Below are 26,907 nucleotides of genomic sequence, written 5' to 3' on the forward strand. Positions count from 1 at the left end.
ATCCGGTGACGAGGCAATCCTGTCCCGCGCGCTTCAGCGCCGTGCAGGCGGCGGCGGCGGGGGCGGCGGCGGCGGCGGGGGAGGCGGGGGCGGCGGCGGCGGAAGGATCTCTTCGCCACCGAAGTTGAACGTCAGCGTTCCCAGCAGGGAGTGCGTACGCAACTTACCGTCGATGTCGCGGCCGAGCGAATCGATGATCCGCACATCTTCTGCCGTGAACATGCGGTATCTGAGGCCCACGTCGACATTGTCGCTCAAAGGAGCGCGCACGCCGGCCAGGATCTGCCATGCAAAACCGGTGTCGGAATCGTTGAATGCATCCGGAGCCGACAGCTGGATGGACGTATCCAGATCGGTCCGGGCAACGCCGACACCACCACCAACGAAGCCCTGAAGGCTGTCATCGTCGCCGAAATCGGCAAGGCCGTTCAGCATGAAGCTGAGAGCGTTGATCGATCCATCGGAGACGAAGGTACCCGCGCCTGAGTTGCCACGATTTGCGATAACGCCCGACGGGCCAACGATCAGATTGTCGATATCCGCATCACGATAGCTGGCTTCAGCTTCGAGACGGACGGCACCGAAATCGTAACCGACGATACCACCGACATCCCAGCCGTAATCCGTGTCAGCCGTAATAGTGTCTGCATCGCCGTTGACATCGAGATCGATGTCTTCAACGATCATTGCGCCACCATCGAGCTCGACGTACCATTGTCCGTCGCGCGCGAGGGCTGGCGACGCAAGGGCCGTCGAAGCCATCGCCATTCCTATGACGAGTTTCCGCATTAGATAATCCCCTTTATAGCGAAACTAATTCCACCGAGTGGCGTGTTTTCTAACTTCTCCCCCGAAGGGTGGCAAGCGGGCATTCTTCGGGAACTGTTGCAAGAAAGCCTCGAATGTTGTGGCCTGATGCAAAAAGATGCCGTGAATACGCCCTCCTGTGGCGTCATAACGGGGTGAAGTGTCAGATGTTCCCAGCGGAGGGCGGCAGTAGCTTCGCTAATTCGAGCGCTTCGATCAGCTTCGCCAAAGTACTGCGCGCTTCGGCGTCCACCGTGTGGCCGCCGCTGGCAGGCGGCACTGCGGAGATCCGCTGCCAGCCTTTTGCAAAGAACAAGGTCTGCGACGCGGCCCTGTCCACAACCTGCATGCCCGTCTTCGGCTTTATGAAGAGCCAGTTGCCACCCTGGTAACCTGCCAATGCGCCATCATGACCAGACCATGCACCGCCAGCGCCGGGGCCGACGATCCAGCATTCGCCTTCGCCCGGTTCGGTCGGGGGAAGGCTGCCTTCGCCCTCGACACAGGCGTGCAGGAGAATGTCGGTCAGCGCATGCGCCTCCTTCACGAAGAATTCCTTTTGCGCCTGTCCTGCAAAGAGCATTGGAAGGGCGAATCGGGCAGTGGCAGAGGGAAAATTGGTTGCCTGTGTCATCACGTGTCCTCGAGTTGGGAAAAGCTGAACAGGAAAAGAGGGTCGGATTGGGCGAAGGTGCCGATCTGCCGGACCCACAATTGTTCAGAAGGATAGATGATTCGCAAAGCCGCGAGTTCTTCCGCCGGGAAGCGGAACGATAGTGCAGAAATAACCCAGTTGCGATGCGGTTGATCCAGAGGGCCAATGCCAAGGCGATATGATTCGGTCTGCTCGACGAGCGGAGCATCAACTTCGTCCGGCCACGCCCAGGCACCCCGCGCCCTGCGCGTCCAGCGCAGATCGAGTCCGCCACTCGCGCTGAGAGAGGCGCGGGGGTGAACGGGTGGCAAGGGGCGCAGCGATGCTCCGGCATCGCTCAGGTGAACCGATGCTTCCGATCTGTCTGCCGGACTGATCGCCGTAACCGTCACCCCTGCGGAACCAGCCGTCAGATCGGCATCCAGTAGCGTCAATCGATCGTCGATCACCACGAAGGCCGAACCCGGTGCGTGCGGATGCGCGGAACGTTGTTCCGTACCACCCCGCCCACGCAGCAATCCGGAAAGCGTCCACGAGCGCGGCGCTGTTCTGACGGCGTTGCTATATTGCACGATCTCTCCGTCGATCCAGATTCGATTGGCACCTTGCGCCAGCGCTGCAAGCGATGCCGGAGGGAGGATTGCATCATCCGATTCGAGGGTGACGGCAAGGATCGCGCTCCGATCGAACAACATGGCGCTGGAAGGCATCAAGGGGCTGCTGATCGTTCCGCCGATATTCGGCCTTCTGCCGCTTACACCGGCAGGAACGAGGCGGCCTTCCTGCGACAGGTAGAGAGCGGCTCCGGCGAAGGAGCCTCCCTTGCTGCCCGTCGCCACATAGGCGCGGCGGATGTCGGCCGCACCGATGCCGTCCCAGGGCAGTTCGAAGGCGCGCAGCCAGAGCGCGCCTGCACTGACATCCGCCGCGATCTGCGCCCGGCCGGCGTCGCCGGGAAGGGCGACTGCCGTGACGGGACGCAGCCGGACCAGCTGCAGTTCAATTCCCTTGTCGCTCCATTCCCATTCCTCGACAGTCCAGAACCCGTCGACTCCAGGCGCCATCACCGTACTGCCCGGCGCGATTGCAGGGTCGAGCTCCGCAACCCGCCACAGCATCCTTTCCTGCTGCCAGGCTGCGCGGCGCATGGCCATGTCCACCAGACTTCGCGCTGCACCGGCGGAAAGCGCGCCGGAAAATTCGATGGATCGCCGGGAGCTGACGATCGCCCTGCCGCCGGCTCGTTGCAGATTCGGCTGATAATCCCGATCGAGGTCGTAATAACGCATCGCACCTAGGGAACCTTGCCCAGCTGGATCCCGCTGGCGGTGGGTTCCGTCCCCCGCGGATGCTTCATCATCCCACCCCGCAGTCGGCTGCCCGAGCAGGATCGGCATCGAATTCTGTTCTTCAGCGGCAGACAGCGTCAGGGTGTCACCACCTGAATCGCAGGCGATCGGATGCAGCGCGTGGATTGCCGCCAAGGGATGAACCAGCGGACCGCCTTCGATCGAAAATCCGCCGATATCGCGCAGCACGAGATCGCTTCGGCCGCCGTCCGGCAGGGTGTTCAGCAATTGCGCCACCGTCATCGGCTCGTCGTCGGCGATGATCTCGAAGGTAAGCGAGGGGATGCGGTTGCCAAAATCCGCGAGTTGCAGATCTTCGAAGACCACATAGGCTGTGCCGCGATAGGCCGGGCTCCTCGATCCTTCCGCATCGCGCAGCAGAGGGTCCGGCTCATGATCGCCGCATCCATCGTAGAAGCGCAGGCTGCCGCCCGTCTTCAGATCGCCGGCTGCGCCGCGCAGCAGACTGCCGTCGGCCCAGATCCGGCCCAGCCGACTCATCGGCCGGCTCGACAGGGCCACTGCAAAGCTGGCGGAATAGCTGTAAGTGGTCACCTTGGGCTGACCTTTTCCGCCGCCAGCCACATCGCTGACCTCCTTCAGGTCTGTCGCCCAGATGACCGTGCCACCCACGCGCATCCTGCCAAAATGCTTGGGCACCGGATTACCGTAAGTCGATGTCGTTAACGTCAGATCCTTCAGCCGCGGTCCTTCGCCGGAGGGCCGGCCCAGGATCGTTCCGTCGATTGCCTGACCGGCAAGCGCGCCCAGGGCACCGCCCAGCGGCCCTCCGAGCGCGGTTCCGGCGGCTGTCAGTAGCAAGGTTGCCATCTATCTGTCCTGTCGCTTTGGGGCGAGGTGCCATTGCGAGATCACCGGCCAGGGAATGCGTCCGGTGAATGCGACCACGCGGCCCAACCCGGCATGAGCGTGAATGAGATCGTTACCGGGCCCGGCAATCACCAGATGCTGCTGGAGCGGACCTGCAAGGACCATCAGGATGTCGCCGGGCTGCAACTGCCTTTCGCCCCTGGAGAAGCCCTGCCGCAGCGCGCTTTGTTCGATCCGGTCGAGCGAGCGATTGCGCAGCCCATAGAGTCCGGCAAGGTCCAGCACATGGCCTGCTGCCGCATAGGCGCATTCGATCAGACCGACGCAATCCAGCCCATGCCCGACCGCACGCCCGTGCAGACGAAAAGGGGTGCCGATCATCGCCCGCGCGGCCCGAGCGGCGCGAAAACCCGTCGTCATGGCTGCACCGGATAGCGCATGAGCAGGTCGTTTCCGGGAAGAAACGGTTCGCCCTGAAAATTGACGGCGTTGGCGAAGCGGTCCGCGCAGGTCGCGATTGTATGGTCGCAGCCCTCGCGCAGGATAACACGCATGCCGGCAGAGACTTCGCCGCTCAGGGGCATGTCCGTATAGAGTGCGTCTGCTTCGGCATCGACGATCTGCATGACGGCCCCGACATGCGGGCCATCTATCCAGCGCAGTTCACCATAAAGATACCGACCGTGATCGGGCAGATCGAAGCCCATGCGGTTGGATGCATGCCCGACATGCGACAGTCGTGCTTCGCGTGAGAAGCGTGAGGCTGGAAGAGTGCAGCCCGGTCCGCAGAAGCGGGCACGGCAGGTGGGGCTGGTGCGCGGAACCGGGTCTGCCTCCAGCCTGGCCTTGGACGACACCAGATCAGCCGCAAAGCCGTTCCCGTGGCTGGCGACGCTGCCGATGTTCCCATTGTAAAGGATGGCCCGGTCCAGCGTTTCCCAGTCCACCGCGCCGATCTCGACAGTCGCATCGTCGAAACGCCCGGAGGTCAGATCGGCATTGCCGATGCTTCCATGGCTGAGCGGTCCCTGCATTTCGGCGCTATCCGGTGCAAACCCGGCATTGCGGCGAATGGCTGAAGGAACCATTCCCGGCGCAGCGCGATGCAGCACGCCGTCGAACCAGATATCCCGGTCATGACTGGTAAAGCCCAGGGTCACGCCGTCACGCCGATAGATCCGCCAGAAGGTAGCGACCCCTTCCAGTTCCTTGCGGAAGAACACCCGGCTCATGTCGCCTCGCGAATTTCGACGAGCGGAACGGACGGCACTTCGCCGGCAGCGAAAGTGGCGCCGGTGACGTCCAGCCGGTCTTCGGCAAAACGGACCGGCACATCGAAGAGGAAACCGGCGGTCACGGCTGCACCGACAGGCGGCGCAGTGTCGAAGGCCAGCCATCCTCCTGCCTCGCGGGTGAAACCTGCCGTTTCGATCCCATCTATGGCGGCGCGGATCGTATCGGGACGCGGCCGGGTAACCGGTCTGACCTGCGGTTCGTCGCCATCGCCATAGCGCTTTGCAAGGCGGAAGCGCGACCGAAACCCATCGCCCGTACCGATGCGCTGATCCAGCGGGCCGGGATTGCCGGTCATGCCTGCGGAACTGAAATCGAAAGGATCGCCGAGGCGGAAGCCGCGCGCTGCCCCGCGGCGCGCGCGGAAGAATGCAATAAGCGTGCCCAGTTCGGCTTCGGATCGCAGGCCGGGCCCGACATCGAAGCGCAGGCGGGCGTCGGACCAGAGCGAATTGCGGCGTTCATGCCCGCTCGAACATTGGTTGAGAATTCGGGGCTGACGCCTACGTCCTGTCCAAAGGGCAAGGGGTAGAGAACATCGTCGAAGGCTTGCATTGCATCGTCTCCAATCGGCGGCAATCGCGTGTATCCATCGCGCGCGACCTGCGGCAGCGCCCAGACGAAGCGCTGTTTGACGCCGCGCGCTGCCGCTTCGTCCAGGACTCTGTCGATATGCGCCCAGTAGGCGTCCGCATCTTCGGCAAGCAGCACGAAACCGGACAGGTAATCCTGCCGGTCCACCGGATAATTCAGGCGTTTGTCCACCAGCCTTACCGCTGCGCGCCGCGCGGCATCGGCACCGGCGGTGAGCCAGTCGTAATCTTCCAGTTGCAGCCGGTCGAAAGCGGGCCAGGCCCAGCCGGTGGGCATGTTGGCACGCTGCAGTTCCGGCATTTCGGGGTTCAGCACGGTCGGCGTGAAGGCCAGCAACAGGATTTCGGCATCGGTCTTGGCTGCCTGCCGGACCGCGTCGGACAGCGCGGCGGTGCTGTTCGCCAGCACTTCGCCGGCCCGGTCGAGCAATTGCAGCTGCGCTTCATCCAGCGACGCGCGCATATCGGCAATGATCGCGGGCGAGCCGCCGAAGGCCGTGCGGGCGGCATCGTCGTAAAGGCAGATGCGCCCATCGCCCATGACCCACCACCACGGCTCCCCCACCTGGAACAGAACCGGCAGCCCGGCCCTCTCGAGCAGGGTCACGAATGCGCGGGCGACGTCCTGCAACCATGCCATCGCGCCCTCATGAGCGGGTGAGAGCAAGGCGGAGGGCGGCTCCCACCCGGTACGGCCGGGCGCGCCGTCATGGGCACGTTGCTGCCAGTCGCCCGGACAATGTTCGGCAAACAATTCGTAGGACAGGGACGCGATGGTCTGGAAGCCGCGATCGGCACATTCCCGGAAATAGGCTTCGTGCCAGCTCGCTGCGGGCCTGCACAACAGCACGTCCGGCGAAACCAGCAGGCGCTCGCCTTGCGGTGCCAGCCGGAAGAAATGGCTCATGCCGACATAATGGACGATGCGACCGCGATAGCCGAGGCCACGCACCTGTCTGACGAGGCGGGCAGGGGTCTGGTTGAAGGCATCGTCATAAGCCGTCGCCATCTGTTCGCCATGCGGCGGCAGGAAGACGTCGCCCACTTCCAGCATCGGCCTGTCGCCTTTGCAGGCGATCTCGCTCAGTTCCGCCCACCCATCGGCCCTTGCAGGCAGGCGTTCATTGCTGCCTTCGACATAGAGCGGCGGGGCAAGCGAGATGAACATGCGGTCGATCGCTGCGGGAAACACCGCTTCGCCGGGCAGATTGAACCCGCTTTCGAGGGCGGAGAAAGGCAGGTCGATGCGAGCATCCGTCGGCGTGCCTTCCGCATAGTTCCAGAGCCGGACATACCAGGCGCGGCTTGCACCACCGGCATCCCGGCCCTCGATCGTGAGCGTCGGCCCGTGATTAGCATCGAGCGGTATCAAGCCGCCCGATCGCCAGCGGAACCGCAGGCGCGTGCGCGAATAATCGCGATCCGTCGCATAGGCCAGCAGCGGGTGATCGAGCATGTCGACGCTGTCCCAGATCAGCCCGGCAAGTTCGCCCTCGTGGTGAAATTCACACTCCACGCGAAGGGATTGCGGGCCTGTGGTGATGACCGATGCCATCATCGGGCGCGGGAAGTTTACGGTCCAGAAACGCGGGTCGAAGCGCTGGATCCAGTCGCTGTCCTGTCCTCGTCGCTTGCGGGCAAGCCAGAATGCCATTGCAGCAAAATCCTTCTGATATCGGTTTGGAAAGACAGGGCGCAGCCTGCCGCTCTCCGGATTTTCAGCGTAGCGAACGGCTGATCGCGCTGGCGACCTGGCGGCTCGATCTTTGCAGGGCGGCGGGGGCGCTCGTGCCCTTGGGCGTGGCCAGCTGAATCGATACGCGATTGTTCCGCCGGTTGGCTGGCTCGCCACGGTTCGGTTCGACGCGGCCGGCGCTGGTCGGCACGAACAGTTCGGGTCCGCGCTCCCCCACGAGATAGCCACGCCCGGGCGAGACAGGGCCGCCCGTCGCCCGCCCGGGAAGGCCGAAGATCGCTCCAAGCGCGCCGCCCAGGAGGCCGCCGATCCCGCTTCCGCCCGCACTGCCCTTGTCCTGCCGGAACAGATTGCCGATGCCGGATTGCAACGCCTGTGCGGCGATGCGGTCCATGGCCTGCAGCGCGGTCCGGGCAAGGTCTTCGAAACCGATCCCGCCCTTGCGGATCGCACCGAGCAGGCTCCGCTCCAGCACCGAACCTGCCTTGTCGAAGCCCTGCAACAGGGTGGAATCGAAAGTGCCGCGCATTTCCGCAATATCGGCGGCAAAGCCGCGCGTTCCGGCGCGCACCTCGATCAGCAATTCGTCGATGTTGTCATCCATGTCTGTCAGCCTCGATCATGCGTTGAATATCCGTGCGGGACGGAGGAGCGGTGCCGACTTGCGGTTCGGCCGTGAGGCAGGCCGTCAGTTCAGCTGGAGTGGAGTTCCAGAATTCAGGAGGCCGCCAGCCGAGGCTGCGTGCTGCCAGTCCGGCCAGGCGCAAGGCTCGGGGGCCAAAACTGGCGTCGTCATCCCGGGAGTTTGGCCTGGCTACACTCACCCCGTACCCTGCAGGATCTGCCCCAGCAGCACGCGAAGGGGCTTCACGCTCGCCGCCATGCCGTGCCGCATCACCGCCGCACCGACATCGTCGCGCGTCAGATCGCCGCGTTCCTCCATGCAATGCCAGAACAGCGCCGCCATTTCGCCCAGCCGCAGCTGTCCTTCACCTGCGCGTTCGACCAGCGCGAACAGCGGCCCCAGTTCCTCCTCCGCTGCGACCAGGGCGGCAAAGCTGGGGCGCAACCGGCAGTCGCGCCCCGCAATGTCCAGCGTCGCTTCGCCGCGATAGGGGTTCGCGCCGCTCATGCGGGCAGCACCGCGCCGGAGCTTTCCAGCTGCAGCGTATAATTGCGCTCCCCGTTGAAATCGCCCGCATAGTCCAGCCGCTGCACCAGGAACCTGCCTCGCAGGCGTTCACCGTCCTCGAAGCTCAACTCGTAATCGGCAATCGTCCCGGCCAGTGCATGGGCGCGAATGGCACCTTCCGCTTCGCTGCCAAGGAAAATGCCGCTGGCGGATACCGAGACGGAGCGTGTTCCCGCACCCGACAGCAATTCCCGCCAGCCGCCGCTTTCCTTGTGAGTCACCACGACCGTGTCGCCGTTCACGGACATCTGTGTCGTGCGAAGACCGGCCACCGTATGGTAGGCGGGAGGCTGACCGGCGGCGGATGCCGCGCCGCCTTGTCGTTCAGCCGCGCGGCGAGTTTTGCGAAGCCGCCCGCATCGGAACGGATCATGCCAGCCGCAGCCGCCGCCACGGCCGCCACAGCGCCGCCACGGCCAGCGGCGGTGTTCCGGTCGGGGTGTCGCCCAGGGCATCGCGGGCGCGGTAATCATGGGCGGCAAGGCGCAGGATGCCATGCGCCAATGCTTCGGGCAGGCTGCTCCAGTCCGGAGCCAGACCCGCAACGAAGCGGACCGCGACGCGCCCTGCATCGCCCTGCCTCAGGATGCGGATCAGACCGCCGCCCTCGGCGTCCAGTTCGACGGCATAATCGGTACTGGCCAGCGGTCTGCGCGCACCTTCTGCCGGCAGCGCATCCACGCCGACGATCGCCTGCACGGGCCTTGTCGCAAGTTTCTGCCATTCGCCGCTCGCGCACAGGATTTCCTCGCAGGTTGCGGACAAGGGCATGGTGCCGGTGAAGGCTTCGCACATGTCGGTGGCGGCGCGCAGCAGGCGCTGCAATGCCGGGTCTTCGGCAGCGGACCTGATGCCCAGCCAGTTCCGCAATTCCTCGAGAGCCGCGCCCGGCAAGGGGGCAGGCGTGACGATGGCCCGCTTCATGGCGGTCTCCTTGATCTATCGAAAAGAACGGGCAGAGCGCTTCATGCGCCTGCCGCATCCGAAGCCCCCGCGCCTCCTGGCGCGGGGGTCCGGCAGCGATCGGAAGGCGTCAGGCCTCGATCTTCAGCAGCTTGATGGCGGCGCTGTCCATCACCTTGCCGCCCACCCGTTTCGTCGCGTAGAAATGCACGAAGGGCTTGTTGGTGTAGGGATCGCGCAGCACCTGCGTGGCGCTGCGCTCGGCGATCAGATAGCCATGGCGGAAATTGCCGAAGGCGATGGGGAATGCTCCCGTCGCGATATCGGGCATGTCTTCCGCCTCGACCACGGGATAGCCGAGCAGGCGGTCGGGCTGACCTTCGACCAGACCCGGCTGCCACAGGAAGGCACCGTCGGCGGTCTTCAGCTTGCGGACCTCGGCCAGAGTGGTGGAATTCATCACCCAGGTCGCGCCCTGACGGTGACCGGCCTTCATCGTGTGGACGAGGTCGATGAGGCGTCCTTCGGGCGCGGTGCCGAAGCCAGTGTCATCGCCGCTGCCGAGGTATTGCAGCGAGCCAAAGGCGCGAACCGCATCGCTGGCGGTGGAGACCGGCGCGCGCAGAAAGCCTTCGGGCATGTTGACACCGCTGCCATGCACGAAGGCCGCCCCTTCGGCCCGGGCGAATTCCATGGCGACTTCGCTCGCCAGCCATGCCTCCAGGTCGAACTGGGCATCGTCCAGCATCGCCTGGCTCGCTGCCGGATTGGCATAAAGCTCTCCGGTGGGCGGCGCAATCTCGGCGAAATCGGGCGTCTGCGTCTCCGGGCGAAGCGCGGTTTCGCTGACCCACCCACTCGACGTGCCGCCAGTGGTCACCAGCTTGCGATATCCGGCGCTGCCGGTCTGCACCACTTGCGCCAGGCCGCGGATCGGGCTGATCTCGGTAAGCTGACGGGCGATCATCGCATCCAGTTCGCGCGGCACGGCATAGCCGCCGTCGCTGGGCACCTTTCCGTTTACCGATTTGATCTCGCTGGTGCTGCCCGCACGCAGATAATTGTTCACGAAGCTTTTCACTTCGGCCGTGCCGGCATCACTCGGGGCGGCGGCACCGGCGATGGCGGGGCGGGTAGCGGCGCGGGCCACCCGGTCGATCCGGGCCTTTACCTCGTCCACGTCGGTGCGGAGCGAGGAGACGGCCGCTTCGGTCCGGTCCTGCCGGGCAACGATGTCGAAGCTGGCGTCCAGCTGATCGGGGGCAGCTGCGCCGACAGAGACGGGGCCGGTGGCGAGAGTCGCCGGGTTGGCGGCGGGAATGAGAGTATCCATAGAGGCGTAACCTTTCAGGTCGTTGGGAGGTAGTGACAGGCATCCCGCCCGCAATCTGCGAACGAAACGGCTACGAAAAACCCGCCGGCAGGCGGGTGATCGATGGGGTGAAAAAGGGGGGCGTTGCGCTCAGCCGGCGATCAGATGCACGCGCGCGCCATGCTGCAGCGGATGGCTGACCAGGCTGATCTCGAAAATCTCGACATCGTCCAGCTTGCGCCCATCCGCATCGTGGCGCGCACGTCGGGCGCGGTAGCCGAAGCTGAGACCGTCAACCGCCCGGCCGCGCAACATGGCGGCGGCCCTGCTGTCCGGATTGTCGATGGTGGCGACCACGCGCAATCCGCGTGCATCCTCCGCCACCTGCTCGACCCAGCCGATGCGCTGGTCGGCCCGGTGCTGCCAATAAAGCGGCAGCGGGCCCCGGCGCTCCGAAATGCTGCGGGTGAAGGCACCGGGCAGGATGGTGTCACGGGCGCCGTCGGGCCTGCCGAACAGGGCGGCATACCCGGCAAAGCGCATCATCGCAGCATCCCCGGCACACCGATGCGGACGGCGATGCCGACCAGCAGCAACGCGCAGACGCCGCGCACCAGCCATTCCACTACCGCCTTCCAGGCGCTGGCCTTGGCATCGCGCCACGCCCCCAGCAATTCGCGCAATTCGGCGATATCGTCCTGCGCATTGTCGTCATGGAGGCCGAGGCGCATCAGCACGCGATTGGCACCGAGTTCGCTCGATTCCTCGACGATGGCGCGCAGCGTGACCAGCTCGCCGCCTTCGCCTGCGGCCTGCGCGATCAGCCGCGCCAGCATATCCTCGCGTTTCATGCCGCGTCTCCCTTCTTGTCGGTCGGCTTCGCAGGGTCGGAATCTTCGAGGCCGAGCATCCGGCGTTTTTCGGCATCGGTCAGGAAATCCGCCCCGGACACTTGCGCCCACAGCCGTTCGCGGTCTTCGGACAGCGCCGTCACCCGGTCGAGATCGACCGCCAGCCGCGCCTTCGGGAACCAGGGTGCCAGACCTTCGCCGAGGCCCGAGAGGATCTTGCCCGCCAGCGGCAGCAAGGTAAGCCGCCACAGCGCTTTGTTCGCCTCGCGGTAATTGGCGTAGGTATTGTCGCCCGGCAGGCCGAGCAGCATCGGCGGCACACCGAAGGCAAGGGCGATGTCGCGGGCAGCGGCCGCCTTCAGGGTGGCGAAATCCATGTCCGCCGGCGACAGCGCCATGCTCTGCCAGGTCAGCCCGCCTTCCAGCAGCATCGGGCGGCCCGCATTGGCCTGCCCCTGATAGGCGGCCGCCAGTTCGGCCTTCAGCCGGTCGAACTGATCGGCGGTGAGGCCGCCCGCATCCTTCGCATCATAGACCAGGGCGCCGCTGGGGCGCGCGGCATTGGCGAGCAGGGCGCGGTTCCATTCGCTGGCGGCATTGTGAATGGCCACGGCCTGGCTGGCCGCCGCAAGGCACCCTGCGCCGTAATGATCGTCCGCCGGGTGAAAGGCCTTGAGATGGATGATATTGGGCCAGCCCGATTCATCCTCCACCGCCATGCTGATGGCCTGATCGGTTCCATGGCCGGGCAGGCGATAGGAATAGGCGGCGGGCCAGCCATCCTCGCCCGCGACCACGCTGACGCGTTCGGGCCTGAGGGCGAACAGTTCGATGGGGCGCCCGGAGCCGTCCTTCATCACCTGCACATAGCCGTTTCCGTGCAGCAGCAGATGCGCGGCCAGCGTCTCGATCAACGACTGGCCCGCGCTTGTCGCGCTGACGAGGCTTCCCAGATCGTCGTCGGTCGGGCCGAGCGGCGCACTGCCGACCCCTTCGGCCACGATTCGGACAGCGCGCTGCGCCACCGGGTTTTCGACAAAGGCGTCGCGCACCTCGCGGTCGTAGCGGAACGGAGCGCGGGGCTGGGGCGCCGAGGCGGCGGCAAAAGGCTGCGCCCATGGGGAGACGAAGCCGCGCGCCAGCGGCACGCGAGCCTCGCCCCCGCCCTTGAAGGCGGAAGCGACGGTTTGGAGGAAAGACATGGCAATTCCCTGGCTAGATTTTCGTTCAGATTTCGCGGACCCGCGGCACGCCGCGCGATCCCAGCATCAATTCGCTCAAGGCCCAGACCAGCGCGTCGGCGCGGTCGGGGCTGCGGCCGGGGCCGTCATAGGTGCCGCCCGCCATCAACCCGCACAGCTGGTCCTCCAGCCGCGCGAACAGGCCTGCGTGCCGGACCCGCCCGGCTTCGTATAATGCGGCGACGGGTTCGGCGCGTGCGACCTTGCCGCGACTGGCATGCACCAGCTTCACCGGCAGGTTCACATCCGCCGCGCGCAACACGCTGCCGACCATGGCGCCGCCCTGGTTCGCTTCCGCCACGATCCGGTCCGCGCCCCAGAGATCCGCCGTCCTGGCGACGGCGCGTGCCCAGGTTTCGGGCGTGGGCCTGACCACGGAACAATCGGCCAGCACCTTGCCGATGCCGTCGCCGTCCAACCCGCAGACGACGATCCCGCATTCATCGCCATGCGCGCTGACCGGCGGATCAACGCCGACGACGATCCGCGCGAAGGCGGTGGCGGGAAGGGCCATTCCGTCGCTTGGCCCGGACATGCGGCAGGCTTCGATCAGATCGCGGCTCCACAATGCACCTTCCGCTTCGGTCAGCATGGCGCCTTCCAGTTCCTGCCGCCCGAGCGAGGTGCCGCCAAATGCGCGGCGCATGTCGCGAATGTACCGGTCCGGCAGATTGGCCCAATTGTCATATGTGGTGCCGCGCGTGACGATGACGCCGCCCGCTTCGCGGCCCTTCCCAGACGATCCTTCCTCTTCCTTCAGCAGCCGCCGCACGAGCGCCACCGGACGCGGGGTAGTCGTTGCGAGAATGCGGGGAAGTTCTCCCAGCCGCATTCCCATCAGCAGATTGTCCCATGCCGCCATGGCCTTGCCGGTCCCGGCGGTTTCGGCGCTGTTGTGCCATTTGGCGATTTCGTCGCACCACGCATGGCTGTGCTGGGGGCCGCGCAGGCTTTCGGGTTCGGCCGCGGAATAGATCGTGGCCTGCGCGCCATTGGCCCAGACGATCCGCTTTCGCGACGGTTCGAATTCCGGCTGGCGGTGCGGCGCGCAGGCAGCCAAAATGCCGCTTTCGCCTTCGACCATCACCTGCCGCACCTCGCCGATGGAGGCGCCGACCAGTGCGATCCGCGCATCCGGGTTGTGCCGGGCAATCTGCTGCACCCATTCGGCCCCGGCTCTTGTCTTGCCGAAACCGCGCCCGGCGCAGATCAGCCAGATGCTCCAGTCGCCCGGTGGCGGCAATTGTTCGGGCCGCGCCCACAGGCTCCAGTGCCAGCGGAGATCGTCCCGTTCCTTGTCCGACAGCCCGGACAGAAAGACCATGCGTTCCTTATGCGACAGCGCCAGCAACAGGCGCAGCCTTCCGGTTGCATTCACGAAGGCGTTCCGTCGGCGGCATCGCCCCGCTCTTGCCCGCTGACCCGGTAGACGCCATCTTCCGCGACGATGGCGGTAATCGTCTTCTGGCGGGCCTGCATGGCATCCAGCTTGGCGTTGATCGAGGCGAAGACCGCTTCCTCGTCCTCGATCTCGCGAATGGCGCGCTGCCGCTTTACCGTTTCACGGTGTGCGGCAAGCAGGCGGAACGCCGTTCCATTGTCGAACTTGCGCCTGGCCCGCGCCTTGCCTTTCTCGCCGCCGTCCAGTTCCCCGCTACGCAGGCGGTGCAGAAGGTCCATCTCGAGATTGTCGTATCCTTCGCACAAGGCATCGAACCAGGCCGAGGCAAACTCCGCATTCTGCCGGCGCAAGCGATAGGTTGCGCTGACATCCACTCCGGCGCCCCGCGCGGCGGCAGCCACGTTCGACGTCTGGGCCAAGGCTTCGAGAAACGGCTTGCGCCAATGCGGATTGGTCCGCCGGCGCTTCGGCCCGGCAGCGGATTTCTTGACCATCGGCCACCCATCCCTGTTGCTGATTTTCGAGTATGGTCGCGATGGTGAGATCGTCGTTCAGGCCTGAGGCGCGCCATCGATGGCTGCTGCCGAGGGCCGATTCGGTCCGGACTATCGCGATGTTCCGTTTCTCTAACCAGACAGCGTCACAATGTCAATCGAAAATAACCATACGGGTTATATGATGGGCGTTGCGGCATTGGGATCGCCCGTCTAAGCAGCGGCTTTCCCGCGATCCGATTGAGCCGATATGCTGCGCAGCCTGTATGAATGGACGATGGAAAAGGCCGCGCACCGTCATGCGGTCTGGTGGCTGGGTCTCATCTGCTTCATGGAATCGAGCTTCTTCCCCATTCCGCCCCATCCTTTGCTGGGGCTGATGTGCCTGGCGGAACCGAAGAAGGCGCTGCGGTTCGGGCTGATCGCCACGGCGGCGTCCGTTGCCGGAGCCCTGCTTGGCTATGCGATCGGCTATGGATTGTACGATGCCATCGGCGCGCAGATCATCACGTTTCTGGGCCTGACCGAAAGTTTCCCTGTCGCCGCCTGTTATCTGCGCGAATATGACGTGGAGGTAATCCTGATCGCCGGCGCCACGCCGGTGCCGTTCAAGCTCCTGACCATCACCGCCGGCTTCATCGAAATGGCGCTCGTCCCCTTCATTCTGGCCAGCATCGCCGGGCGGGGCATGATCTTCGTCACGGTCGGCCTGCTATTCCGGCTGTTCGGCGCACCGATCAAGCGGTTCATCGACCGCTATCTCGGGCTGGTCACGGCCGCGTTCGTGCTGCTGGTGGTCGCCGGTTTCCTGGCGCTGACTCAATTGGGCAACGGGGACAGCGCAGAGCCGTCCCCTTGCGACAATGCCACCAGTCTCGACGGCCGGATACGGAATTAGCCGGTAAAGCTGGTGTCGAGAGTAATCTCGGTGTCGAGCAGCTTCGAGATCGGGCAGTTTGCCTTGGCATCCCTTGCCAGTTCCTCGAACTTGTCCTTGCCGATGCCAGCGACGTCGCCGGTCAGGGTCAGGGCTGACTTGGTTACCTTGAACCCGTCGCCGTCCTTTTCCAGGCTGACCTTCGCAGTCGTCTCGAGGCTGCCTTTCTCATGCCCGGCCTTGGCCAGCGCGAAGGACAGGGCCATCGTGAAGCAGCTCGCATGGGCTGCTGCGATCAATTCTTCCGGATTGGTGCCCGGCGCATCTTCGAAACGGGTGTTGAACCCGTAAGGCTGCCCGTCCAGCACGCCGCTTTCCGTCGACACATGGCCTTTGCCATCCTTGCCGAGGCCATCATATTTCGCACTACCGCTGCGGATTGTCGCCATCTTCGTTACTCCAGGATCAGGATTGCATGTCTTCATGAGGGGGGATGGGCGCGCTCAGGCGCGCTACCCGCTTCCCATCATTTTTCGATATCGACTTCGGTACGGCGCAACTCGACCGTCTTTTCATCCGTAACCGTCTTGCTCGTTCGGCGAAGATGGATCTCTTCAGTGAGCACGAGTTGCTTGGTCACCACGATGCGTTCCTCCACCACCGGGATGACGGTCAGATCGCCGTCGCGACGAACTTCGGGAATCGCATCGACAACGGAATTTACCGGCACGCGCTCGACCGTGACCGTTTCCTTCGTGACCTGCTGGGAAATCGTTTCCGTGCTGCTCACCGGGCGGGTGGTAACGGTGACGGTCTGCCCCTCGATGATCCGCTTGTCGACGGATACGTGTTCTTCAACGATGGGAATTGCGACTTCCTCGACCAGCCTGCCACCCGGCGCGTCGCGGGGATCCTTCCTGTCTGCCATGATATGTTCCTTGACTGTAAATGAAACGGGGGCCGGTTACGCAACGGCAACCGGCCCCCGGGTAGTATCAGCGAGTTGCCTGCCGATCAGCGGCGGTGCTTGCCGTCCCTGTCGACATCGACTTCGGTGCGGCGGACGGTTTCGTCCACTCGTTCAACCTTGTCGTCGACGGTCTTCTTGACCACGACCTCGTCGGTGACCACGGCTTTCTTGCCGACGACGACTTCCTCGTCGCGCTCGGTCATGGAAACCGTCTTGCCCTTCAGCAGGGCGTCGGCTTCCTCGCCGGTCACGGCACGGTTTACCGGACGCTTGTCCACCGAGACGGTTTCGTCCCGCAGATGCACGTCTTCGCTCACCCTGTCCGTCACGACACGCGAAGTTACGGTGATGTCCTTGCCATGGTCGGCAACGCGCTTGCCGATGGCAACCTGTTCCTCGACGACGGGAACGACTTCTTCCGAAACCGCGGAACCGCCGGTCTTGGCATGGGCAACTGCTTCCTCGCCATAAACAACGGAATTGTCGTGAATGACCAGGGGCTCGACGGCACAGACGCGGCCATCGTCCAGACGAATGGCAGTGACGCGGTTGTGGTCACGATCGACCAGCAGATCCTTGATGATGCCGAACTTCTTGCCTTCGGGGCTCACCAGCGGGCGGCCGCGGATGTCCTGGGATTTATGTTCGAGTTCATAATGATCGAGCGTGTCGAGATCGTCATAGCGGGAGTCATGTCTCATAAAGTAATTCCTTTTGATTTTTGTGAAGGGAGCGTCTTTCTCGAAGGAAGGATCAGCTCACCATTTCGATGCTGTCGGCATAGATGTAACGGTCGGTTCCGGCCGGAATTTCCGCCACCACACCTTCGGGAAGCGGATCGCTGGCCGAACGTACCGAACCTTCGATGTTCAGCACCGAACCCGGATTGATGTCATATTCGCCTTCGGTCGGATCGCCAGGGGTGGGCACCTGGTCGAACAGGACGAGCATGTTCTGCCCGTTGACATCGGCATTGAACGCCATGTCGCCAGCGAGCGAGGTCACGCGGATGTTGTCCAGATCGACACTTTCGCCGACAGCCAGCATGCCTGCGGCTGCAACCGGCTCTACCGGAGCGGCTACGACGGCATCGTTTTCGACGTAATCGACGTCGTCATCGTCACTATCGAGCAGCCACCATGCGAGGAGCGCAAGGATGAGCAAGGCAAGCAATACCCACAGCCACCCCATGCTGGATTTCTTTTCTACCGGAATTTCAGCCATATTTCTTTCACCTGTTTTGCCTGTGGACTTGCATATCCTACAAATACAGAAGCAGCAGGCGGTGCGATGGTTCCGGACAACAGGCCACAAATATATGACCGCCATCACCTACTACAAAGCTGTAGAGGGTAGGCCGAGCAATCAGGTTTCAATCGCGGACAATATGATGTTGGTAAAAGATCAAGCGAATCTTGGAAGGAACCCTTCGATGCCCCAATAACCAGCATTTATCGGAAGTTTTGACGTTTAAATCGCTAGTACGCCAGTGTTCTTTTTCTTGGCCTGCTTTACCGAGTAAAAGACGGTTCCGACTTATTTTCGTGAACCATTTGTGAATAACTAAGCCCCGAGGCGCTGCTCTTGTGAAGAGTCCCTGCCGAAGCCTTCCGCTACGTCAGGGCGTTGTCAGATGATGCCGACAGCTTTCCCGGCGCGCTCGAACATGCCGAGGATCGTCTCGACCTCTGCATCGCTGTGTTCCGCGCATAGCGAACAGCGCAGCAGCGTCATGTTCGCAGGCGTGGCCGGCGGGCGCGCCAGGTTCACATACAGCCCTTCATGCAGCAGCGCCTGCCACATGGCGGCACCCTTTTCCAGATCGGGCATGATGACCGCCACGATGGCGCTCAGTGCCTTGGCCGTGCCGAGTTCGAACCCGAGTGCTTTCAGCCCGCCATGCAGCCGGCGCGAGTTCTTCCACAGATGCGCGCGCTTGTCGGCGCCATCCATCAGCTTGCGGATGCTCGTGGCGGCGGTCGCGACCACCGATGGCGGCAGGCTGGCGGTGAACACATAGGGACGGCACACCAGCCGCATGATCTCGAACTTCGGATGATTGGAAACGCAGAAACCGCCCACTGTGCCGACACTCTTCGAGAAGGTGCCGATGATGAAGTCGACATCGTCCATCACGCCCGCATCCTCGGCCACGCCGCGCCCGTTCTCGCCGATGAAGCCCATCGAATGGGCCTCGTCCACCAGGACCATCGCGCCGTGCTTCCGGGCGATCGCCACCATCTCCTTGAGCGGGGCAATGTCCCCCAGCATGGAATAGACGCCCTCCAGTATCACCAGCTTGCCCGCGCCTTCGGGGATGCGCTTCAGGCGCTTCTCCATCGCGTCGATGTCATTGTGCCGGAAGGGCACCACCTCGGCATTGCCGAGCGCGCAGCCGTCCCAGATGCTGGCATGGCTATCGATGTCGAGGACGATGTAATCGCCCTTGCCGGCAATGGTCGAGATGATGCCGAGATTGGCCTGATATCCGGTGGAGAATACCATGGCGTGATCCATGCCGTAGAATTCCCGCAACGCGTCCTCGCATTCGCGGTGGCCCTGATAGGTGCCGTTCAAGACGCGGCTACCGGTGGTGCCGGTGCCGAAATCGGCCAGCGCCTGCTTGCCCGCCGCGATCACGTCGGGGTCGAAGGTCATGCCCATGTAATTATAGGTGCCGAGCAGGATCGTCTCGCGCCCGTTGCAGATCGCGCGGGTGGGCGAGAGCACCTGTTCCATCACCAGGCTGAAGGGGTCTTCCTGCCCGGCCTTCAGCAGCCCTTCGCGCATGGCGATCACCCCGTCGAACTTGGCGAACAGATCGCCTGCCGGCGCCGCCTCGATCACCGGCGGCTGGTCCGCCTGCATCACGCCTTCGCTCATGCGCCATCCTTCCGCATGGCGTGCACCGCATCGACCAGCTGGGCCCAGGTTTCGATCTCCGCCTGCTGGTTCATGCTGATGATGATGTCGAATTCATCCTCGATGGCGGCGACGAAATCCATCACCGTCAGGCTGTCGAATTCCAGGTCTCCGGCAAAGCTGGTGCCTTCGGCCACGGCAATCCTCTTGCTGTTGAAGGGTTCGAGCTGTTCGCGAATCCGTCGGTCGGTTTCGGCACGGTCCATCGATAGTTCCAATCGGTCCAGGGGCGGCAGGCGGCTCTGCCCGTGATAAGGTATTCGCGTGGAAAGCGGGCTGGGTAGCGGATTGTCAAGCCCTGCCCATAGCTGCGCGGTTCAGCCGGTGGCGGGGAGCAGCCGCCTGACCGCAGCCATGAATGGGCCGATCGACACGGGTTTCGACAGGTAATCCTGTGCCCCGGCGGCCCTGATGCGGTCTTCATCGCCCTTGCCCGCATAAGCGGTGACGGCAAGTACCGGCATATCGGCAAGCGCCGTATCGGCCTTGAGCGCGGCAATGAGATCGATGCCGGAGATGCCCGGCAATTGTATGTCCATGATCGCCAGGTCGGGCGCGAAACGGCGGGCGACCGCCAGCACTTCCGCACCGTCGGCAACCGGTTCCACCACATATCCACCCGCCCGCAGCACGTCGCAGAACAGCTTGCGGTTGAGGTCGTTGTCCTCGACCACGAGGATGCGCTGATTGTTCGCCGCGCCGCTGATTTCCGGTTTGTCTGCCATCTTTGCCCCTTTACCCTTGCGGCTGCATGCGCGAAACCCGAAATGGACCCGAACCGGAATGCGGCGCCGCTCGCCGCGCGCCGCACCGCTCTAGAACCCCGCAGACCAGGCAGGCAGATGTCGAACGCACATGACCGCAGTGATCCCGAGGCGCTGGCCCTGTCCGCGCTTGGCTGGATCCTGAACGATCCGGATCGCGCCGAACGGCTGCTGACGCTGACCGGCCTGACCCCGCAGGTCTTGCGTGACGGCCTCGGCAGCCGGGCGGTACAGGCCGCCGTACTCGAATTCCTCGCCAATCACGAACCCGATCTCGTGCTCGCGGCGGACGCGCTGAACGTCACGCCGCAGGATCTGGTCGCGGCTCATGAAGGACTTATCCGATGAATGCACCCGCTCCTGCCGAAACCGCCGCAGCGGGTTCGCTCAACCGTCCGCTGATCATTTCCGATTGCGACGAGGTGCTGCTGCGCATGGTCAGCCACTTCGCCGACTGGCTTGGCGAAGAGCAGGGTGTGAATTTTCATCTCGAAGGCAACAGCTTCGCCCAGGCGATGCGCTGGCAGGAAAGCGGAGAACCGGTAGCGGAACGCGACATCTGGCACCTGCTGGGCAAGTTCTTCGACACGGAGATGGATCGGCAGGATCCGGTCGATGGCGCAATTCCTGCGCTGAACCGGCTGGCCGAACACGCCGATGTAGTCATCCTGACCAACCTGACCGACGAGCGGCAGGAAAGCCGCACCCGCCAACTCGCCACCGCCGGACTGAACGCGCGGGTCTTCACCAATCAGGGTCCGAAAGGCCCGGCGATCCAGGCGATCCTGGAAGAATACCGGCCCAGCAAGGCGGTTTTTATCGACGATCTCGCGCAGCATCACCGCAGCGCCGCCGATATCGTCCCGCATGTCACGCGCCTGCATCTGTGTGCCGAGCCGAGGCTTGCACCGCATATCGACTGCGCGCATGCGGCAGGCCATGCCCACGCCCGTATCGATAATTGGAACGACGCGCTGCCCTGGCTGCTCGACTGGCTGGACGGCGACATGCAGCAGGAGGAACCATCCGCATGAATATCGAACAACGCCTTCAGACCCTCGGCATCGAATTGCCCGAAGCCGCCGCGCCCGTCGCCAGCTACAGGCCGGTAGTGGTGCATGGCGGGCTGGCCCATGTCTCGGGCCAGCTCCCCTTCATCGGCGGCAAGCTGGTGACCGGCCGTCTGGGCGAGGATGTGTCCCTTGAAGACGGCACGGCAGCCGCGCGCGCCTGCGGGATCATGATCCTGGCGCAACTGAAGAATGCGCTGGGCTCGCTCGACAGAGTGGAAAGCATTCTGAAACTGGGTGCCTTCGTCAGTTCGGCCGGCTCCTTCACCGATCAGCCCAAGGTGGCGAATGGCGCGTCCGACCTGATGTTCGAGGTTTTCGGCGAGGCCGGACGTCACGCCCGCAGCGCCGTGGGCGTGCCCGTCCTGCCGCTGGGCGTTCCGGTCGAAGTGGATGCGATCGTTGCCATCCGGCAGGGTTGACAGAGACCCGGAGAGGACGGGCTGGCTGACCGGCCACGTCTATGCCCACCGCGGGCTGCACGGCACGCTGCCGGATGGACGTATGCTGGCGGAAAACTCGCCGGGTGCCATCGCGGCGGCGGCGGAGCGCGGCTTGGGCGTGGAATGCGACGTTCAGCGCAGCGCCGACGATCAGGCAATGGTGTTCCATGATTGGGAACTGGACCGGTTGACGGACGAGCGTGGTCCGGTGTCGAAGCGCACGGCCGCGCAGCTTGCCGCCATTCCCCTGGCGGGCAGCGGTGAGACGATCATTCCGCTGGCCGAGATGCTGGAGCGGATTGCGGGGCGGGTGCCGGTGCTGGTCGAGATCAAATCTCGTGCCAGCGTTCCGCACGCGCCCCTCTGCCGGGCGGTCAGCGACGCGATCGGCCGCATGCGAGCCGGCAATGTCGCGGTGATGAGCTTCGACCCGCGGGTAGGTGCCTGGTTTGCCCGCTTCGCTCCCGATATCGTTCGCGGGCTGATCGTGACCGAGGAAGGGGAGCGGGGCTGGCAAGGGCGACTGAAGCGGTCTCTCGCCATGCGCCACGCCCGTCCCGATTTCCTGGCGGTCGACATTCGCGACCTGCCTTCCGCCTTTGCCGCACGGTGGCGTGCGTCGGGCGTGCCGGTGCTGAGCTGGACAGTCCGGTCACCCGCCTTGCGGCAACGTGCCGCGCTCTACGCCGATGCACCCATCGCCGAAGGCACCGGCCTGCTTCCACCGGAACTGCCGCCGGAATCGCCGCAATACGGGGCCGGGACATGAGCGACGGCGAGCTGATCGCGCGGATCGCAGGTTCGGTGGGCGATGTCGACCGAGCCGCCTGGGACGCGGTGGCGGGTACAGACAACCCCTTCATGTCGCACGCTTTCCTCAGCGCGATGGAGGATTCTGGCAGCGTCGGTCCACATACCGGCTGGCAACCGGCACCCATTCTGCTCGAGGATGCAGGCGGCACGCTTCTCGGTGCCTTGCCCGCCTATGCCAAGGCGCACAGCCAGGGCGAATATGTCTTCGATCATGCCTGGGCCGACGCCTATCGCCGGGCCGGAGGGCGCTATTATCCCAAGCTGCAGATTGCCGCCCCGTTCACACCCGCCACCGGCCCGCGCATTCTGGTGGCGGATCAGGCTTATGCCCTGCCGCTGCTACGGGCGGCCGAACAGGTCGTGACGGGGAACGGTTTCTCCTCGGCCCATGCGACCTTCATCGAACCTTCGCGCCGTTCGGTCTTTGCCGAAGCGGGCTGGCTGCTGCGAAGCGATATCCAGTTCCACTGGGAAAATCGCGGCTATGGCAGCTTCGACGATTTCCTTGCCGCCCTGTCGTCGCGCAAGCGCAAGGATTTGCGCAAGGAACGCGCCGCAGCGCAGGCCGAAGTCGATATCCGCCGCCTGACCGGAAACGAGATAAACGAAAGCGACTGGGATGCGTTCTGGATCTTCTATCAGGATACCGGCGCGCGCAAATGGGGCACGCCCTATCTGACGCGGGACGCCTTTACGCTGCTGGGCGAACGCATGGGCGATGCGCTGATGCTGGTGATGGCCTATCGGGATGGCAACCCTGTCGCCGGGGCGCTGAATTTCATCGGCGGAACGGCTCTGTATGGCCGGTACTGGGGCTGCACGCAGGACATCCGTTTCCTGCATTTCGAACTATGTTATTATCAGGCGATCGATGCGGCCATCGATCTTGGGTTGCAACGGGTGGAAGCGGGCGCGCAGGGCGGGCACAAGCTGGCCCGCGGCTATGAACCGGTGCAGACCTGGTCGGCCCATTTCATCGCCGATCCCGGCTTTCGCGCGGCGGTGGACGATTATCTGGCGCAGGAGCGCGAGGGCATTGCCGTCGACAGCCTGATGCTGGGCGACCGGACGCCGTTCCGTAAAGGTTGATGCGCCGCGCGTAACAGACCCTTTCAGGCGACCTTGCGCAGATCGGCGGCCAGCCATTCGCGCGCGCGGCGCTGCGCCTCGGCGATTTCCCGGGCGGTCATCTCGTCGGCGACGTCCGCCCGGCAGCAGCTTGCCTCCTCATGACCCCTGGACGCGGCAAGGTTGAACCATTTATGCGCTTCGATCAGGTCGGCCGAAATGCCGCGACTACCGGTCGAAAATGCGACGCCCAGATCGAACAGGGCATCTTCGTCGCCGCGCGATGCGGCAGCAATGCAGCGGGCCAGGAACAGGTCCGAACCGGCGGCGGATGACGGCAGGGCCTCGCTCGTTTCCCTAACTATCAGTTTCATGTGTTCCCCCAGGATGAACCGGCACCTTTTCCCCTCCGGCGAGCAGGAATGTCGGCTTTCATGGTCAACAAAAAGTTAACGGCCGCCTGAAATTACATGAATAAGCGGAAACGGGCCGTTTGGCCGATAGTCATGACGCTGCATCCACTGTGCCGCTGCGGCATGGATTGCCGGGGAACAGGCCCCTTGTTTGACCCGATGCGCGCGCTTATAGCGCCGCCGACAAGGTCGCGCATATCGCCGAAAAGAATTCGGGAAGTCGGGGCGAACCGCGATGCGGCTCCCCGGTTGCAGGTTCCGCTGGGAGGCCCAAGTCGCAGGCCCGAGTCGCAGGGAAGAGGATAGGTCGCATGGCATCATCGGCGCTCGATTTGAACGATCTCGAACAGGCGAAACGCGCTGTTCCCGACGAATATTTTCCGCGTGAGGACGAGCCTTACATGAATGAGCGGCAGTTGCGGTTTTTCCGCACGCTGCTGGTGGAATGGAAGCGCTCCATCCATGAATCCGCGACGGCCACGCTGCAGAACCTGCAGGATGGGCCGATCAGGGAAGCCGATGCCAACGATCGTGCCAGTAGCGAAGCCGATTGGGGCCTCGAACTGCGCACGCGCGACCGGCAGCGCAAGCTGACCGCCAAGATCGATGCTGCCTTGCGCCGTATCGATGAAGGCGATTACGGCTATTGCGAACAGACGGGCGACCCCATCGGCATCAAGCGCCTGCTGGCGCGCCCGGTCGCCACGCTGACGGTCGAGGCGCAGGAGGCGCATGAGCGGCGCGAGAAGATCAGCCGTGACGACTGAGGCGCGAAACCGGGGGTCGAGACCGTACCAGCAAGCCCGAAAAACTTGTCCCTCGCGGCGAAAGGACTTAAAGCTATCTTAGCTATTTTCGTCGATATGGTGCGTACCAGGCCTGCACTATCGGACGCAGAGGCAAGCGTGGCCAGAATACGAAAGGGTGCCTGAGCGCAATGTCCTCCGTCGATACACGCAACATCCCGCGGGACAGCCTGTTCCTGATGGCCGACGTCCGTGTCGACGGTCGGGACGAGGGGGAACGGGTAAAGGTCCGCAATCTGTCCGCAGGCGGCATGATGGCCGATGGCGCGGTCGGGGTCGTTCGCGGTTCGCCCATTTCGGTCAATTTGCGAGGTGTCGGCTGGGTGGACGGTGTCGTGGCCTGGGTTCAGGACCACCGCTTCGGCATTGCTTTCGGCAGGGAAATCGACCCCAAGCTCGCACGCGCGCCGGTTAGCGTGAACAATGGCCCCTCGACGCCGCGCTTCGTGCGCTCCGAAGTCCTGCATCCCGATCCGCGGTCTCGTCCGACTACGGGTTTGCGGAAAATCTGATTCCCATGCGCCGCGTGGCGCATCTTTCGCTGACCGCGTGCAGGCGATGTGCTAGGCGATCCGCAATGTCCGCGCCTGCCTGCTCCCTGTTGCAATCCATCGCCCGATCCGTCCGGAAAGGCGCCACGCTTCTGTCCATCGTGTCCGGCGCGCTGTTGCTCTCCGCATGCGGTCAGAACAATGAGGATGGCCCGGTGGAGATCGCCTTCATCGGCAATCCGGCAACCCTGGTGCAAAGCGGCATGCGCCTGTCGCCCGCCGCACAGCAGATCCGTGCCGCGACGGCTCAGGGCCTGATCTCCATCGATGCCGCTGGCGAGATCGTGCCCGCTATGGCGGAGCGCTGGATCGTCACCGATGACGGGATGAGCTATATTTTCCGGCTGCGCGATTCCGACTGGCCCGACGGTTCGCGCCTGACGGCGGCATCGGTCCGCCAGTCGCTCCTGCGCAATATCGCCGCTTTGGAAGGAACATCCCTCGGCCTTGATCTCGGCAAGATAGAAGAGATACGCGCCATGACGGGCCGCGTCGTCGAAATTCGCCTGAGCAGCCCGATGCCGGGTTTCCTGCAATTGCTGGCACAACCGGAACTCGGCCTGATGCGCGATGGCGAGGGTATAGGCCCGATGAATATCGTGGGCGATGGCGCTTCCGCTCTGCTCACCGTTCTTCCTCCCGAGATGCGAGGGCTGCCGCAGGCGGAAGACTGGCACGGCGAATACCGGCCTCTCCGTGTCCGCGTACTGGCCCCGGAAGAGGCGCTCGATTCGTTCAGACGCGGGGAGGTCGACGGAGTGTTCTCCGGTCGCATCGCCAGCCTGCCAATGGTGGATACCGGACCACTGGCGCGGGGAACCGTCCGGCTCGATGCGCCGCGCGGCCTGTTCGGACTGCGCTTCGCCTCTCTGGCCGGGTTCCTGGCCGATCCGGCGGCGCGGGAGGCCTTGTCGATGGCGATCGACCGGGACACGCTGCTCGCGCCTTTCAGCATTGGCGGCTGGAGCCCGGCCCTGAGCGTCGTCCCGCCGGAATTCGCCCGCCAACCGGAGGACGCCCAACCCGTTTGGGCAGGGCAGACGCTGGAGGAAAGGCGCGCCGTGGCTGCTGCCCGCGTCGCCGGATATGAGCGGGATACGGGAGAAGCCGTGACCCTGCGCCTGGTGATGCCGAGGGGTCCGGGTGCCGATATACTCTTCGCCCGGCTGGCCGCGGATCTTGCTGCGATCGGCGTCGATGCCGCGCGCGTCCCGGCCGGAGAACCGGCGGAAATGAGGCTCGTCGACACCGTTGCCCGCTATGCCGCCCCTCGCTGGTATCTCAACCAGTTCAACTGCTCGCTTGGTGGCGGCGCCTGTTCCGAAGCGGCCGATACTCTGGTCAGCGAGGCCTTGGCCGCTGACGATCCGGTGGCGGAGGATGCGCTGCTGGCGGCGGCAGAGGTCCGATTGAACGAAGCCCATATATTCATCCCTTTCGGCCCCCCGATCCGCTGGGCGCTGGTGCGGGCAGATCTTCCGGGCTTTGTCGAGAATGGCTGGAGCCTGCATCCCTTGTTCCCGATGGCGCAGCGTCCCATCTGATATCAGGCGGCGTGAGACTTACAGCCCGGGTTCGACGACCGGCACGA

At 64.3% G+C, this 26,907-nt stretch carries 32 protein-coding genes and 2 pseudogenes; 9 read left to right on the forward strand and 25 right to left on the reverse strand.

Going from position 1 to position 26,907, the window contains the following annotated elements; all coding sequences use genetic code 11:
• Nucleotides 1-33: 33 nt before the first annotated feature.
• From HG250_RS05155 to HG250_RS05235, 17 genes and pseudogenes are all read right to left on the reverse strand, one after another.
• Nucleotides 34-762: an outer membrane beta-barrel protein gene (locus HG250_RS05155; RefSeq protein ID WP_170003368.1), complete on the reverse strand. Its 729-nt coding sequence runs from the start codon at nt 760-762 to the stop codon at nt 34-36.
• 208 nt (nt 763-970) lie between these two features.
• Nucleotides 971-1,354, reverse strand: coding sequence for a DUF2793 domain-containing protein (locus HG250_RS05160; RefSeq protein ID WP_338103866.1), 384 nt, complete (start codon nt 1,352-1,354; stop codon nt 971-973).
• An 86-nt stretch (nt 1,355-1,440) separates the two neighbouring features.
• Nucleotides 1,441-3,642 carry a GTA baseplate fiber-binding domain-containing protein gene (locus HG250_RS05165; RefSeq protein WP_170003374.1) on the reverse strand — a complete coding sequence of 734 codons (2,202 nt, stop codon included), beginning with the start codon at nt 3,640-3,642 and terminating at the stop codon, nt 1,441-1,443.
• A complete protein-coding gene (locus tag HG250_RS05170; RefSeq protein ID WP_170003376.1) occupies nt 3,643-4,062 on the reverse strand; it encodes an NlpC/P60 family protein in 420 nt (139 codons plus the stop codon).
• A complete protein-coding gene (locus HG250_RS05175; RefSeq protein ID WP_170003377.1) occupies nt 4,059-4,874 on the reverse strand; it encodes a DUF2163 domain-containing protein in 816 nt (271 codons plus the stop codon). The genes HG250_RS05170 and HG250_RS05175 overlap by 4 nt, the downstream gene beginning before the upstream one ends.
• Nucleotides 4,871-7,182, reverse strand: a pseudogene (locus HG250_RS05180) (DUF2460 domain-containing protein). Before HG250_RS05180 ends, HG250_RS05175 begins: the two are co-directional and overlap by 4 nt.
• Before the next feature lie 64 nt (nt 7,183-7,246).
• Nucleotides 7,247-7,828, reverse strand: coding sequence for a tail tape measure protein (locus HG250_RS05185; RefSeq protein WP_170003379.1), 582 nt, complete (start codon nt 7,826-7,828; stop codon nt 7,247-7,249).
• A complete protein-coding gene (locus HG250_RS13035) occupies nt 7,821-8,048 on the reverse strand; it encodes a phage tail assembly chaperone (protein WP_170003381.1) in 228 nt (75 codons plus the stop codon). The genes HG250_RS05185 and HG250_RS13035 overlap by 8 nt, the downstream gene beginning before the upstream one ends.
• The gene (locus tag HG250_RS05195; RefSeq protein WP_170003383.1) at nt 8,045-8,356 is read right to left on the reverse strand and encodes a gene transfer agent family protein; all 312 of its coding nucleotides are present in this window, start codon (nt 8,354-8,356) and stop codon (nt 8,045-8,047) included. The genes HG250_RS13035 and HG250_RS05195 overlap by 4 nt, the downstream gene beginning before the upstream one ends.
• Nucleotides 8,353-8,706: pseudogene (locus HG250_RS05200) on the reverse strand (phage tail tube protein); the annotation flags it as partial. The pseudogene HG250_RS05200 and the gene HG250_RS05195, both read right to left, overlap by 4 nt.
• Before the next feature lie 79 nt (nt 8,707-8,785).
• Complete coding sequence (locus HG250_RS05205) at nt 8,786-9,340, reverse strand: head-tail connector protein (RefSeq protein WP_170003385.1); 555 nt, start codon at nt 9,338-9,340, stop codon at nt 8,786-8,788.
• Nucleotides 9,341-9,449: 109 nt separating this feature from the next.
• Nucleotides 9,450-10,652, reverse strand: coding sequence for a phage major capsid protein (locus HG250_RS05210; RefSeq protein WP_170003387.1), 1,203 nt, complete (start codon nt 10,650-10,652; stop codon nt 9,450-9,452).
• 129 nt (nt 10,653-10,781) lie between these two features.
• Nucleotides 10,782-11,174 (reverse strand): HK97 family phage prohead protease, encoded by a 393-nt coding sequence (locus HG250_RS05215; RefSeq protein ID WP_170003920.1) that lies wholly within the window; start codon nt 11,172-11,174, stop codon nt 10,782-10,784.
• Entirely contained in the window at nt 11,174-11,482 is a 309-nt protein-coding gene (locus HG250_RS05220) for a DUF6127 family protein (protein WP_170003389.1), read from the reverse strand. The genes HG250_RS05215 and HG250_RS05220 overlap by 1 nt, the downstream gene beginning before the upstream one ends.
• Nucleotides 11,479-12,684: a phage portal protein gene (locus tag HG250_RS05225; RefSeq protein WP_170003391.1), complete on the reverse strand. Its 1,206-nt coding sequence runs from the start codon at nt 12,682-12,684 to the stop codon at nt 11,479-11,481. Before HG250_RS05225 ends, HG250_RS05220 begins: the two co-directional genes overlap by 4 nt.
• Nucleotides 12,685-12,709: 25 nt before the next feature.
• Complete coding sequence (locus tag HG250_RS05230) at nt 12,710-14,047, reverse strand: DNA-packaging protein (RefSeq protein ID WP_170003922.1); 1,338 nt, start codon at nt 14,045-14,047, stop codon at nt 12,710-12,712.
• 50 nt (nt 14,048-14,097) lie between these two features.
• Entirely contained in the window at nt 14,098-14,619 is a 522-nt protein-coding gene (locus tag HG250_RS05235; RefSeq protein WP_205763536.1) for a hypothetical protein, read from the reverse strand.
• Nucleotides 14,620-14,869: 250 nt separating this feature from the next.
• Between HG250_RS05235 and HG250_RS05240 the strand changes: the two genes are divergently transcribed.
• A complete protein-coding gene (locus HG250_RS05240) occupies nt 14,870-15,517 on the forward strand; it encodes a YqaA family protein (protein WP_170003393.1) in 648 nt (215 codons plus the stop codon).
• Here the strand turns inward: HG250_RS05240 and HG250_RS05245 are convergent.
• From HG250_RS05245 to HG250_RS05275, 7 genes are all read right to left on the reverse strand, one after another.
• On the reverse strand, nt 15,514-15,945 hold the full coding sequence (locus HG250_RS05245) for an OsmC family protein (RefSeq protein ID WP_170003395.1): 432 nt from the start codon (nt 15,943-15,945) through the stop codon (nt 15,514-15,516). The two genes, HG250_RS05240 and HG250_RS05245, sit on opposite strands and share 4 nt — an antisense overlap.
• A 77-nt stretch (nt 15,946-16,022) precedes the next feature.
• Nucleotides 16,023-16,424: a YsnF/AvaK domain-containing protein gene (locus tag HG250_RS05250; protein WP_170003397.1), complete on the reverse strand. Its 402-nt coding sequence runs from the start codon at nt 16,422-16,424 to the stop codon at nt 16,023-16,025.
• 86 nt (nt 16,425-16,510) lie between these two features.
• Nucleotides 16,511-17,167, reverse strand: coding sequence for a YsnF/AvaK domain-containing protein (locus HG250_RS05255; RefSeq protein ID WP_170003399.1), 657 nt, complete (start codon nt 17,165-17,167; stop codon nt 16,511-16,513).
• Between the two features lie 52 nt (nt 17,168-17,219).
• Nucleotides 17,220-17,690, reverse strand: a complete 471-nt coding sequence (locus tag HG250_RS05260) for a hypothetical protein (RefSeq protein ID WP_170003401.1) — start codon at nt 17,688-17,690, stop codon at nt 17,220-17,222.
• Nucleotides 17,691-18,095: 405 nt separating this feature from the next.
• A complete protein-coding gene (spt, locus tag HG250_RS05265) occupies nt 18,096-19,349 on the reverse strand; it encodes a serine palmitoyltransferase (RefSeq protein ID WP_170003403.1) in 1,254 nt (417 codons plus the stop codon).
• A complete protein-coding gene (locus tag HG250_RS05270) occupies nt 19,346-19,594 on the reverse strand; it encodes an acyl carrier protein (protein ID WP_170003404.1) in 249 nt (82 codons plus the stop codon). The genes spt and HG250_RS05270 overlap by 4 nt, the downstream gene beginning before the upstream one ends.
• Before the next feature lie 111 nt (nt 19,595-19,705).
• Entirely contained in the window at nt 19,706-20,113 is a 408-nt protein-coding gene (locus tag HG250_RS05275; RefSeq protein ID WP_170003406.1) for a response regulator, read from the reverse strand.
• Between the two features lie 117 nt (nt 20,114-20,230).
• On the opposite strand from HG250_RS05275, the gene HG250_RS05280 reads away from it, so the two are divergent.
• The 5 genes from HG250_RS05280 to HG250_RS05300 are packed head-to-tail and all read left to right on the forward strand — an operon-like array spanning nt 20,231 to nt 23,567.
• Complete coding sequence (locus HG250_RS05280) at nt 20,231-20,500, forward strand: DUF3572 domain-containing protein (protein ID WP_170003408.1); 270 nt, start codon at nt 20,231-20,233, stop codon at nt 20,498-20,500.
• Nucleotides 20,497-21,186: an HAD family hydrolase gene (locus tag HG250_RS05285; protein WP_170003410.1), complete on the forward strand. Its 690-nt coding sequence runs from the start codon at nt 20,497-20,499 to the stop codon at nt 21,184-21,186. Before HG250_RS05280 ends, HG250_RS05285 begins: the two co-directional genes overlap by 4 nt.
• Nucleotides 21,183-21,644 (forward strand): RidA family protein, encoded by a 462-nt coding sequence (locus HG250_RS05290; protein WP_170003412.1) that lies wholly within the window; start codon nt 21,183-21,185, stop codon nt 21,642-21,644. The genes HG250_RS05285 and HG250_RS05290 overlap by 4 nt, the downstream gene beginning before the upstream one ends.
• A complete protein-coding gene (locus tag HG250_RS05295) occupies nt 21,616-22,434 on the forward strand; it encodes a glycerophosphodiester phosphodiesterase family protein (RefSeq protein ID WP_170003414.1) in 819 nt (272 codons plus the stop codon). The genes HG250_RS05290 and HG250_RS05295 overlap by 29 nt, the downstream gene beginning before the upstream one ends.
• Nucleotides 22,431-23,567, forward strand: coding sequence for a GNAT family N-acetyltransferase (locus HG250_RS05300; RefSeq protein ID WP_170003416.1), 1,137 nt, complete (start codon nt 22,431-22,433; stop codon nt 23,565-23,567). Before HG250_RS05295 ends, HG250_RS05300 begins: the two co-directional genes overlap by 4 nt.
• 23 nt (nt 23,568-23,590) lie before the next feature.
• Here HG250_RS05300 and HG250_RS05305 read toward each other — a convergent pair whose 3' ends face one another.
• The gene (locus tag HG250_RS05305) at nt 23,591-23,920 is read right to left on the reverse strand and encodes an SEL1-like repeat protein (protein WP_170003418.1); all 330 of its coding nucleotides are present in this window, start codon (nt 23,918-23,920) and stop codon (nt 23,591-23,593) included.
• Between the two features lie 350 nt (nt 23,921-24,270).
• Between HG250_RS05305 and dksA the strand changes: the two genes are divergently transcribed.
• The 3 genes from dksA to HG250_RS05320 all read left to right on the forward strand — a co-directional run bounded on the left by dksA (nt 24,271) and on the right by HG250_RS05320 (nt 26,860).
• Nucleotides 24,271-24,726, forward strand: coding sequence for an RNA polymerase-binding protein DksA (gene dksA, locus HG250_RS05310; protein WP_170003420.1), 456 nt, complete (start codon nt 24,271-24,273; stop codon nt 24,724-24,726).
• A gap of 170 nt (nt 24,727-24,896) precedes the next feature.
• Nucleotides 24,897-25,277: a PilZ domain-containing protein gene (locus HG250_RS05315; protein WP_170003422.1), complete on the forward strand. Its 381-nt coding sequence runs from the start codon at nt 24,897-24,899 to the stop codon at nt 25,275-25,277.
• 65 nt (nt 25,278-25,342) lie between these two features.
• Entirely contained in the window at nt 25,343-26,860 is a 1,518-nt protein-coding gene (locus HG250_RS05320; RefSeq protein WP_170003424.1) for an ABC transporter substrate-binding protein, read from the forward strand.
• The last annotated feature ends 47 nt before the right edge of the window (nt 26,861-26,907 follow it).

The organism is Pseudopontixanthobacter vadosimaris (assembly GCF_012979275.1).
Classification (GTDB): Bacteria; Pseudomonadota; Alphaproteobacteria; order Sphingomonadales; family Sphingomonadaceae; genus Pseudopontixanthobacter; species Pseudopontixanthobacter vadosimaris.

Coding starts and splice junctions, on each gene's coding strand:
- HG250_RS05245 (WP_170003395.1), bottom strand. CDS start 15,945: ATGGCGACAATCCGCAGCGGTAGTGCGAAATATGATGGCCTCGGCAAG.
- HG250_RS05195 (WP_170003383.1), bottom strand. CDS start 8,356: ATGAGCGGCGCGAACCCCTATCGCGGCGAAGCGACGCTGGACATTGCG.
- HG250_RS05170 (WP_170003376.1), bottom strand. CDS start 4,062: ATGACGACGGGTTTTCGCGCCGCTCGGGCCGCGCGGGCGATGATCGGC.
- HG250_RS05280 (WP_170003408.1), top strand. CDS start 20,231: ATGTCGAACGCACATGACCGCAGTGATCCCGAGGCGCTGGCCCTGTCC.
- spt (WP_170003403.1), bottom strand. CDS start 19,349: ATGAGCGAAGGCGTGATGCAGGCGGACCAGCCGCCGGTGATCGAGGCG.
- HG250_RS05220 (WP_170003389.1), bottom strand. CDS start 11,482: ATGAAACGCGAGGATATGCTGGCGCGGCTGATCGCGCAGGCCGCAGGC.
- HG250_RS05255 (WP_170003399.1), bottom strand. CDS start 17,167: ATGAGACATGACTCCCGCTATGACGATCTCGACACGCTCGATCATTAT.
- HG250_RS05155 (WP_170003368.1), bottom strand. CDS start 762: ATGGCTTCGACGGCCCTTGCGTCGCCAGCCCTCGCGCGCGACGGACAA.
- HG250_RS05205 (WP_170003385.1), bottom strand. CDS start 9,340: ATGAAGCGGGCCATCGTCACGCCTGCCCCCTTGCCGGGCGCGGCTCTC.
- HG250_RS05285 (WP_170003410.1), top strand. CDS start 20,497: ATGAATGCACCCGCTCCTGCCGAAACCGCCGCAGCGGGTTCGCTCAAC.
- HG250_RS05210 (WP_170003387.1), bottom strand. CDS start 10,652: ATGGATACTCTCATTCCCGCCGCCAACCCGGCGACTCTCGCCACCGGC.
- HG250_RS05315 (WP_170003422.1), top strand. CDS start 24,897: ATGTCCTCCGTCGATACACGCAACATCCCGCGGGACAGCCTGTTCCTG.
- HG250_RS05260 (WP_170003401.1), bottom strand. CDS start 17,690: ATGGCTGAAATTCCGGTAGAAAAGAAATCCAGCATGGGGTGGCTGTGG.
- HG250_RS05300 (WP_170003416.1), top strand. CDS start 22,431: ATGAGCGACGGCGAGCTGATCGCGCGGATCGCAGGTTCGGTGGGCGAT.
- HG250_RS05240 (WP_170003393.1), top strand. CDS start 14,870: ATGCTGCGCAGCCTGTATGAATGGACGATGGAAAAGGCCGCGCACCGT.
- HG250_RS05275 (WP_170003406.1), bottom strand. CDS start 20,113: ATGGCAGACAAACCGGAAATCAGCGGCGCGGCGAACAATCAGCGCATC.
- HG250_RS05235 (WP_205763536.1), bottom strand. CDS start 14,619: ATGGTCAAGAAATCCGCTGCCGGGCCGAAGCGCCGGCGGACCAATCCG.
- HG250_RS05215 (WP_170003920.1), bottom strand. CDS start 11,174: ATGCGCTTTGCCGGGTATGCCGCCCTGTTCGGCAGGCCCGACGGCGCC.
- HG250_RS05175 (WP_170003377.1), bottom strand. CDS start 4,874: ATGAGCCGGGTGTTCTTCCGCAAGGAACTGGAAGGGGTCGCTACCTTC.
- HG250_RS05250 (WP_170003397.1), bottom strand. CDS start 16,424: ATGGCAGACAGGAAGGATCCCCGCGACGCGCCGGGTGGCAGGCTGGTC.
- HG250_RS05270 (WP_170003404.1), bottom strand. CDS start 19,594: ATGGACCGTGCCGAAACCGACCGACGGATTCGCGAACAGCTCGAACCC.
- dksA (WP_170003420.1), top strand. CDS start 24,271: ATGGCATCATCGGCGCTCGATTTGAACGATCTCGAACAGGCGAAACGC.
- HG250_RS05290 (WP_170003412.1), top strand. CDS start 21,183: ATGAATATCGAACAACGCCTTCAGACCCTCGGCATCGAATTGCCCGAA.
- HG250_RS05305 (WP_170003418.1), bottom strand. CDS start 23,920: ATGAAACTGATAGTTAGGGAAACGAGCGAGGCCCTGCCGTCATCCGCC.
- HG250_RS05185 (WP_170003379.1), bottom strand. CDS start 7,828: ATGGATGACAACATCGACGAATTGCTGATCGAGGTGCGCGCCGGAACG.
- HG250_RS05165 (WP_170003374.1), bottom strand. CDS start 3,642: ATGGCAACCTTGCTACTGACAGCCGCCGGAACCGCGCTCGGAGGGCCG.
- HG250_RS05320 (WP_170003424.1), top strand. CDS start 25,343: ATGTCCGCGCCTGCCTGCTCCCTGTTGCAATCCATCGCCCGATCCGTC.
- HG250_RS05295 (WP_170003414.1), top strand. CDS start 21,616: ATGCGATCGTTGCCATCCGGCAGGGTTGACAGAGACCCGGAGAGGACG.
- HG250_RS05230 (WP_170003922.1), bottom strand. CDS start 14,047: ATGGTCTTTCTGTCCGGGCTGTCGGACAAGGAACGGGACGATCTCCGC.
- HG250_RS05225 (WP_170003391.1), bottom strand. CDS start 12,684: ATGTCTTTCCTCCAAACCGTCGCTTCCGCCTTCAAGGGCGGGGGCGAG.